Origin of the sequence: Draconibacterium sp. (assembly GCF_041583095.1) — a bacterium.
Classification (GTDB): domain Bacteria; phylum Bacteroidota; class Bacteroidia; order Bacteroidales; family Prolixibacteraceae; genus Draconibacterium.
The window spans coordinates 1-3,313 of record NZ_JBFHGM010000399.1; the positions used below are offsets into that span (position 1 = coordinate 1).

At 42.6% G+C, this 3,313-nt stretch carries 3 protein-coding genes; 1 reads left to right on the forward strand and 2 read right to left on the reverse strand.

The features are described from left to right. On the reverse strand, positions 1-544 hold a 544-nt coding region (locus tag ABZB17_RS21710; RefSeq protein ID WP_372653612.1), incomplete at its 3' end, for a TonB-dependent receptor plug domain-containing protein. A 166-nt stretch (positions 545-710) separates the two neighbouring features. Then, positions 711-2,066, reverse strand: coding sequence for an NADP-specific glutamate dehydrogenase (gene gdhA / locus ABZB17_RS21715; RefSeq protein WP_372653615.1), 1,356 nt, complete (start codon positions 2,064-2,066; stop codon positions 711-713). 233 nt (positions 2,067-2,299) lie between these two features. Here gdhA and ABZB17_RS21720 point away from each other — a divergent pair. Next, positions 2,300-3,313: class I tRNA ligase family protein (locus ABZB17_RS21720; RefSeq protein ID WP_372653617.1), on the forward strand; the 1,014-nt coding region annotated here is incomplete at its 3' end.

Sequence of the window (3,313 nt, forward strand, 5' to 3'; positions counted from 1 at the left end):
AAATGGCGTTGTTCATCCTGATGCCATCAACCATAATCAGTACCCGGTTGGCAGCAAAACCACGTATCATCGGGCTGCCGCCACCCATCTGGCTTTTTTGGATAAATATTCCACTTTCGGTGCCCAACATATCGGCCGCGGTTTGCGGATTGTAATGCATTATTTCTTCGGGCTGTATCGATTTTATGGTATGCGGAATTTCTGTTTTCGACTGTTTCCATCGGTTAACCGAAACAACAACTTCATCAAGCCGTACCGGACTTTCAACCAATAAGACCGTTCGGCTTTGGTTTTCAATTTTTTGGCGGGTGCTTACGTATGGGATGTAAGATGAATGTTTGAATAGTATTTTTTCATCAGCCGAAAAACCGTCGAGTTTTGCCCTGCCTTCGCCATCAGTTTGTGTAATAAAGTTACCCGAAATAAGCATGGCATGTTCAATTGGCGAGCCGGTTTTGGCATTAATTACCCGAACATACGACTGGCTGAAAGCAGCTAAAACAGAAAGTAGAATTATAAAAACAGTTAGTTTGAATTTTATCACAGGAAACAATTTTACGCAAATGTATTAATAGGCCGCGTTACAACAAAAATTATGCCCTGATGTCTGAATTATAAATTGAAGCGAACTGTACGACAGATAATTTCCACAAAAAAATCCGGCCTGAAAAACCAGACCGGACAGAATATAAATAATTATTGGTTAGTAATTAGACTAATCCCTGAGCCATCATCGAATTGGCAACTTTTACGAATCCTGCAATGTTTGCGCCTTTTACGTAGTTGGTAAATTCTGAATTTTCTTTTCCATATTTTACACACATTTCGTGTATGTTGCGCATAATGGAGTGGAGTTTCGTGTCCACTTCTTCGCGGCTCCACGAAATGCGCATACTATTCTGAGTCATCTCCAAGCCCGATACTGCTACACCGCCTGCGTTCGCTGCTTTGCCCGGTCCGTAAAGAATTTGTTTCTCGATAAAATAATGTACCGCGTCTTCGGTGCTTGGCATGTTGGCGCCTTCAGCAACCACCAAACAACCGTTGTTAAGCAGCATTTTTGCTTCTTCCAGATTCAGTTCGTTTTCTGTTGCGCAAGGCAGAGCCACGTCGCATTTTACACTCCAGGGCCGTTGTTTTTCCAGGTACTGAACCGCGTATTTGTCGGCATATTCTTTTATCCTTCCGCGATGTATGTTTTTCAATTCCATTACAAAATCCAGTTTTTCCCGGTCAATACCTTCCGGATCGTATATAGAACCGCTCGAATCGGAGAGGGTCACCACTTTTCCGCCCAGCTCAATAACTTTTTCAGTAGCATATTGAGCAACATTACCCGAGCCCGAAACAGCAACCGTTTTTCCTTTAAAACTTTCGCCACGCGTCTCCATCATTTCTTTGGCAAAATACACGGCACCGTAACCGGTAGCTTCGGGGCGAATAAGCGAACCTCCCCATTCAACCCCTTTTCCGGTTAATACTCCGGTAAATTCGTTGCGCAGGCGTTTGTATTGCCCAAACAGGAAGCCGATCTCACGGCCGCCAACACCAATATCGCCGGCAGGCACGTCGGTATACGGTCCTATATGACGCGATAATTCGGTCATAAAACTCTGGCAGAAACGCATCACTTCATTGTCTGATTTGTTTTTCGGATCGAAATCAGAACCTCCTTTTCCGCCTCCCATTGGCAGCGAGGTAAGGCTGTTTTTTAAAACCTGTTCAAAAGCTAAAAACTTAAGAATACTTTGGTTTACGGTTGGGTGAAAACGCAAGCCACCTTTATACGGTCCAATAGCGCTGTTCATTTCCACCCGGTAGCCGCGGTTAATGTGAATTTTTCCACGGTCGTCGATCCAGGGAACACGAAACTGGATAATACGCTCCGGCTCAACCATTCGTTCCAGAATTTGAGCGTGAAGGTATCTGGGATTGTCGAGTAGAAAATCGGCCAGTGATTCTACAACTTCGTGCACTGCCTGGTGAAATTCAGGTTGACCGGGGTCTTTCGCCCGTGCGTAGTTCATAAAGTCGTCAACAAATAACTTGCTATTTTTAGTGTTCATTTTAAAGGTTTTAGTTTATATATGTTGAAGTTACAAAAAATGATAGAGTTATCTGGTTGCTTTTCAGCATATTAATTAACACTAAAAATATTATTCTGTAATATTTGACAGGCAATTGGTTGTAAACTCAAACATTTTCAGTTGATTTATTTTGAATGTGTAAAATCACCTGATACATCCAACAAAAATTTTATCTTTGCGCCTTTAAAATCAGAATCTTATTAAGTAAGAAAATGGAATATAAATTCGCAGAAATAGAGCCGAAATGGCAAAAGTACTGGGAGGAAAACAAAACGTTTAAAACCAACGACGACTACTCAAAACCAAAATATTACATACTCGATATGTTCCCTTATCCGTCGGGAGCGGGGCTGCATGTTGGTCACCCTGAGGGGTATACCGCAACCGATATTTTAAGCCGTTACAAACGTATGAAGGGCTTTAATGTGTTGCATCCAATGGGCTACGATGCGTTTGGTTTGCCCGCCGAACAGTACGCCATGCAAACGGGTACACACCCGGCCATTACCACTCAGAAAAACTGCGATAATTTCCGTCGACAGATTAAAGCCATTGGTTTGAGCTACGACTGGGACCGTGAGATAAACACTACAGATCCAAAATATTTTAAATGGACACAATGGATCTTCAAAAAATTATACGACACTTATTTTGATGAAGAGCAGCAAAAAGGCCGTCCAATTTCGGAATTGGTAATTCCTGAAGCAGTAAAAGCAGAAGGTGAAGAAGCTGTAAAAACTTACATCGGCGAAAAACGCCTGGCATACTACGACAATGCACAGGTTTGGTGGTGTAACTCGTGTAAAACAGTTTGTGCCAACGAAGAGGTGCTGACCGATGGTTCGCACGAAAAATGTGGCAACACCGTTATTCGCAAAAACCTGAAACAGTGGTTGCTACGTATTCCGCATTACGGAGAAAGATTGTTAAACGGGCTTGAAAACCTGGATTGGCCGGAAGGAGTAAAAGACATGCAACGCAACTGGATTGGTAAATCAACCGGTGCTGAAGTGGATTTTGCCATCGACGGGTTGGATAAAAATCTACGTGTTTACACTACCCGCCCTGATACTTTGTTTGGTGCAACTTACATGGTAATTGCTCCGGAGCACGAGTTAGTAGATGAAATTGTAACTGAAGACAAAAAACAAGCTGTAGAAGTATATATAAAAGCTGCGGCTTTAAAATCGGATTTAGATCGTACGGATCTGGCAAAAGAGAAAACC

Excerpts from the sequence above, each read along its gene's own strand:
- gdhA (WP_372653615.1), bottom strand. The coding sequence starts at position 2,066 with ATGAACACTAAAAATAGCAAGTTATTTGTTGACGACTTTATGAACTAC.